The sequence below is a fragment of the Gordonia sp. UBA7860 genome (assembly GCF_002500165.1).
Classification (GTDB): domain Bacteria; phylum Actinomycetota; class Actinomycetes; order Mycobacteriales; family Mycobacteriaceae; genus Gordonia; species Gordonia sputi.
This window is the reverse complement of record NZ_DLSO01000095.1, coordinates 1-5,313: the sequence shown is the minus strand read 5'-3', so window position 1 is coordinate 5,313 and position 5,313 is coordinate 1. Positions and strand designations below refer to the sequence as shown.

Genomic DNA, 5,313 nt, shown 5'->3' with positions numbered 1-5,313 from the left:
GATCGGTGGATCGAGGTTAAGCCAGTCGATGAGCACAGGAACGACGCTGGGGTATCGCTGGGATGTGTTGACTAGATCGGTGATGTTCTTGAAGTTGAGGCCGTCTCGGCGTGCTGCTTTCGCGATGTCGCGCCCCAGCAGTTCGTGAGAGCGAATCCACTCAGGAGTTACTGCCATTTCTGGTTCAGTGCCATCCTGTTAATGATGATCAGTCCTTGTTGCTCACATTGTTTTAGTGGTCCGGAAGCGCCGTTCGCGAGTTAACGACTACGTCCATTGCGAACCCCCCGCTGCGCCTAAGCGATCATATCCGGGATCTGGGGAGTCGCCCCACGGGGCGGTCGATCACGTCGGTAGCTTCGTCAGTGTCGCCTTGGCCTGCTCACGTACTTCGCTATCAGGAAACGGCAGCGCTCTGCAGGTCCCCGATAACTGATGTGTACCGCAGGCTTTGGCCGACCTCGTTTGCCTGCTCCAACAGCCGAATTCGCTTGTTCGCCTCCCGCAACTTCGCGAACTGCCCCGGCGTCATGCCCGGCTTGTTGCCCTCGTCGATATCGGCGCGGTGCAACCATATCCGCGGGAGTGTCATGACGATGTGGTTCGGGTGGCCCGTGAGCCGGGGGTAACGCTCGGGCAGATCGCGAAGAACTTCGGAATCTTTGAGATGACCTTGCAGAATTCGGCACGACGGCCATCCTTCCAGGCCCACCCTCCCAGGCGAGCCAGCTCAGATGTCACCCATTCGTGCAGCAGTCCCCAGGCCGATACTCTGTTCGCCGACAACTCAGGTGCGTCACGCAGCACTCACGTCAGACCGAGTTGGCCGAGGAAGTCGAGCTGATCGAAATAGAGGTGCTCGGACATGAGCTGTGCATCGTTTACCTGGTAGGTGGCACTCCACCGGAACGACACAGTCTTTCCAGAAGGATCGACGATCCCCGCCGGACTGTGCAGCGGGCCGTCGTGCACGCCGTCGAAGAATCCTTCGACCGATCCCCGTCCAGTGTCGTCATCGAGCACGCACGACGCTATGGTGAGCTTGCCGTTGGAGAAGGCCTGCTGGAACACCGACAGGAATCCCAATACTTCGTCCCGGCCGATGAACGTGCCACCAGGTGAGATGAGTTCAGCGTCCTCAGACCACGGCTCGTCGTCGGGCCTGCGGGTGTTGAACGCGGCGACATGGATGTCGATGACTGATCGAATATCACTCATGGTCGTTGTGCTCCTTCATGATTGACCGTCGGCGGACGGGTCACCGCAGGGTGTAGGTGGCTTGTGAGTTGGGGCCGAATCGGGTGATTCGAGCGATGTTGTACGAGTCCTTGGAGGCGTGGGTCTGGCCAAGGGTGGTGAAACCCAGAGCCCAAACCAACTCGGACTGGTAGCGATGGTGCGCCAACCGGTAATTCCAGGTGTAGGTGACCGACGCCGACATGAGTCCCGGATTCGCCGACCAGGCACGAACGACCTCGATACCACCGCGCGGCACCACACGCGCCGGCGGATCGATCCAGCGTGTTGGCGATGAACTACCGCCCCACCTGTCGGTCGACGGCCAGCCGCTCAGAGTCAGGTCCCAGCCGGTCTTGTTGACGATGGTCATAGTCACCATCGAGCCCGGCGGCGGCGGCGCTGGACGCGCGTGCGCGGGTACCTCGGCGACACCCGCCCCGACGGAGATCATAAGGGCCGCCAGGGCGGCCACGATGGTTGAACCGATCGTTGTAGCACGCATTGTCTTTCTCCTCGAATTATCTTGTACTGACTGAAACTTCAGGAAAGGTGGATCGAACAGCAGCGCGACTACGCCTTGACTGACTGCGACGCGACGCCCTCACCGCCCGCCCCTGCCATTCCTGCGGTGGGTGCAGCCCGCCGATCACCACACCTGCGACGATGTAGATGATTGCCAGCTTGAATCTGCCGGAACCGATCAATTCATGCGGACGAGACTGCCGATAGACGGCGAAGATGATCAGGGCCACGATGGCCGGCAAGTCGATGGGGCTCATTGCTCGCACGCTCATTCTCGAGAGACGCCGACCGTGCGTCGGCTTTCACTCTTGAAGGCGTTCGATCGGCGCGCCGAAATGTTCGACGCGAACGAACACTGGTGTTCACAACTGCCAGGCGACCGGCGTCTGCGGCTGATACACGCACTGCGTGCCGGTAATGACCGCTTCGTTCAGGTGAGCGGTGAGTGCAGGACATTGGGCTTCGATGCGTGTGATGGCGTCACGGAGAGTGCGAGTGACATTCAGCCGCGCTCGTTCGACCTCGGAACCGGCGCGCCGCGTGCGTCCACCGAGCCCGGTGGCGCGGCTCAGCTCGGCGATCAGCGCGGCCCGCTCGTCATCCGCTGCGCGCATGCGGTCGGCATCGCCGGTCCGGTCCGCGAGGTCGCACTCGGCCTCGAGCTCGTCCAGTCGACGACGGTAGGCGCGCAACGCCGCGTCGTCGAGCATGGGACCGGCGTCCGTGTCTTCGCGATGGAGCCCGTCGGCCAACCCGGCCAAGGTCAGCGCGGATACCGGTTGATGCGGGCGCGACAACAATGCGTGCAGGTGCCGCACGCCTTTGGCATCGGCGAGATGGCCTTGTTCGTCACCGAAGGTCACGGTCCAGCCCGGGCCGTCGCGGCGCAGTCGTGCCGCCGTCGGCGTCTCATCGAGCACATCTGCAAGGGTGCGGCACGCGTCCACAGTTTCGGCGTCACGCATCTGCTCGGCTACCGGGACGGCCTCGGCGAGCGCTGCCCGGGCTGCCTCGCGATCACCGGCGGCGACGCTCACCCGCGCTACCGCCAACAGGGATCTGGCCAGCGACCCGTGCACGTAACCGAGCCGGACCGCCCCCAATTCCTGGCGCATCTGCAGCGCCTGCCCGAACAGTTCGAGAGCCCGGTCGAAGTCGCCGCGATGCTCGGCCAATTCGCCGAGACTGTTGAGCCCGATCATGAGTTCGAGTCGACTGCCATGCTCGGTCTGGATGGCGACCATCCGCTCATAGCACTCCTGCGCACCAGCCAGATCACCCGCGAGTTGCAGGACATGTCCCACGTTCCACACCGCGAAGGCCTGTCCCCACGGATCCGGTTGATCGTCGAGAATGGCCAGACCGCGACGCGTCGCAGCGATCGCCGACTCGTACTGGCCGGCAACCGAATCAGCCTCGCCACGCAGACACAACAGGTAGCCGAGGATCGGGGGTGGCGCATCGTCGTCGACCAAAGCGATCCCCTGGTCGAGATACTCGGTGGACCCGGCCCAATCGTCGGTGTCGTGAGCCCACAGGAAGCCCAGCCCGAAGAGCGCGGCCGCACGCAGTTCCGGCGGAGCGTCCTCGGCGCGTTCCAGCCCTTGCCGCAGCCAGCCGATGCCTTCCCGGTGTTGACTGCGCAACCACCAGAACAGCGGCATCACTGCTGCCGCGGCCAATGCATTGAGAGGCTCATTCTCCAGCGCCCAGGCCAAGGCGATGCGGATGTTGTCCTCGGCAGCGGTCATCCGCTGCACCCACTCCCGTTCTGGGCCCGCGGACAGGCCCGCTCCGGCCTCCACGGCCAACGCCAGATACCAGCGTGCATGAGCCTGCGCGAGACGATCGGCCTCCTCAAGCCTGTTGGTCGCGAACTGCCGAATGGTCTCAAGCATCGAAAAGCGTTCGCCTGCAACGTCATGCACCAGCAACGACCGCTCAACTAGTCTGGCCAGCGCATCCTCGACGTCGTCGACCGGCCATCCGGCCGCGGCCAGCACACCCGCCGCCGCGTCGATGTCGAAACCACCAGCGAACAATGAGAGCCTGCGAAGCAGGACGCGCTCGGACTCGTCGAGTAGTGATTCACTCCACTCGAAGACCGACATCAGCGTGGTGTGCCGCTCGTCGACGCCCCGCATGCGGCCCGACAACGGGCGGCCCTGAGCCAACCGTTCGGCCACCGTGTCGAGTCCGATCGCAGCCACCCGCCCGGCGGCGAGTTCGAGTGCCAGCGGCAATCCGTCCAGACGACGGCAGATCTCGGCCACCGTCAGCCACCGCTCGCCGTCGACCTCGAATCGCTGGTCGCGGGCGTGTGCGCGGTCGACAAAAAGCGAGACGCTCGAGTACGCGGGAATCTCTTCGGGCGAAGCATCCTTCGGTGGTACCGGCAACGGCGTCAGCCACACCACCGACTCCCCCGGAAGCGACAATGGTTCACGACTGGTGGTGAGAATCTGTAGTCCCGGCGCCGAGCGCAAGAGCGCCCGGGCGAGAACGGCCACCCGGGACAGCACATGTTCGCAGTTGTCCAACACGATCAGGAGATCGGTATGGCCGGCGATCCACTCTGTCAAGGCGCCCAACCGATCTCGGCCGCCCGTGCGTGGCAGCCCAACGGCCGAGCAGATCTCCTCCACCACCAACGATGAATCGCGCAGCGCGGCCAGTTCGACGATGCGTACGCCGTTGGCGTAACGGTCGGCGACGGCCGCGACTGTCTCGGTCGCCAGCAGAGTCTTGCCGACCCCACCGGGGCCAACGACACTGACGAGGCGATGCGCGCTCAGCAAATCGGTGAGCACCGCTACATCGTCATCCCGCCCGATCATTGGCGCCAGCGGCGCATACCCGATATTCACCACCATCAGTCGAGCCCTTGGTTGAAGTCGTCAGCAATACTCAATGTTGACTTTACAAAGCACAACCCGTGCAGGGTTCTGATTGCGCACTATCGGGCGAATCTCGGCCGCCCGGTCACCTGGAGGAATACTTCCCAACGTCGATGCGGAACACCTCCAATTGCAGCCGCCGCGGTCCTCACTTACAGAGTGAAGGGAGAGAAGCCCGCGGAAGGGTAAGACTGGATCGTGCACGGAGGGAGACGATCGCCATGACACAGAGTGTGTTGTCCGACGACGTGATCGCGGAACTCACCGCCGACGAACGTCGAGAGTTGATCGCTCGGCTGTCACGTCCGCTCGACGGCATAGCGCCGAGTCCGGTTGTGCGCAGCAGGATTCGGCGTGTCCGTATCGGTGTGATGGCGACCGGTGCGATTGCGCTCATCCCGTGGATAGTCTTTCTCGGGCTGACCCTGCCGGTCGATTACGTGGCCCACAACTGGTCGGTCACCTGGATAGGCTTCGACGTTCTGCTCGTCGCCATGATGGCAGCGACCGCGGTGCTTGCGTTGCTGCGTCGCCAGTTGCTGGTCCTCGCGGGATTCACCACCGGAATCCTGCTCATCTGCGACGCCTGGTTCGACATCATGACCGCCGCCCCCGACGACCGGTGGGTCTCGCTCAGGGTCACGGCAAAGTCCTT

6 protein-coding genes are annotated in these 5,313 nt (G+C 63.6%); 1 reads left to right on the top strand and 5 read right to left on the bottom strand.

Going from position 1 to position 5,313, the window contains the following annotated elements; genetic code table 11:
• Positions 1 to 397: 397 nt before the first annotated feature.
• The 5 genes from B3T59_RS12405 to B3T59_RS12385 form a co-directional block, all read right to left on the bottom strand.
• Positions 398 to 712, bottom strand: coding sequence for a hypothetical protein (locus B3T59_RS12405; RefSeq protein WP_287003616.1), 315 nt, complete (start codon positions 710 to 712; stop codon positions 398 to 400).
• 95 nt (positions 713 to 807) lie between these two features.
• Positions 808 to 1,218, bottom strand: a complete 411-nt coding sequence (locus tag B3T59_RS12400) for an ester cyclase (protein WP_287003614.1) — start codon at positions 1,216 to 1,218, stop codon at positions 808 to 810.
• Positions 1,219 to 1,258: 40 nt separating this feature from the next.
• Entirely contained in the window at positions 1,259 to 1,741 is a 483-nt protein-coding gene (locus B3T59_RS12395) for a hypothetical protein (protein ID WP_287003613.1), read from the bottom strand.
• 16 nt (positions 1,742 to 1,757) lie between these two features.
• Positions 1,758 to 2,018: a hypothetical protein gene (locus B3T59_RS12390; protein WP_287003612.1), complete on the bottom strand. Its 261-nt coding sequence runs from the start codon at positions 2,016 to 2,018 to the stop codon at positions 1,758 to 1,760.
• Positions 2,019 to 2,123: 105 nt separating this feature from the next.
• Complete coding sequence (locus B3T59_RS12385) at positions 2,124 to 4,571, bottom strand: ATP-binding protein (protein WP_287003611.1); 2,448 nt, start codon at positions 4,569 to 4,571, stop codon at positions 2,124 to 2,126.
• Between the two features lie 308 nt (positions 4,572 to 4,879).
• Here B3T59_RS12385 and B3T59_RS12380 point away from each other — a divergent pair.
• On the top strand, positions 4,880 to 5,313 hold a 434-nt coding region (locus B3T59_RS12380), incomplete at its 3' end, for a hypothetical protein (protein WP_287003610.1).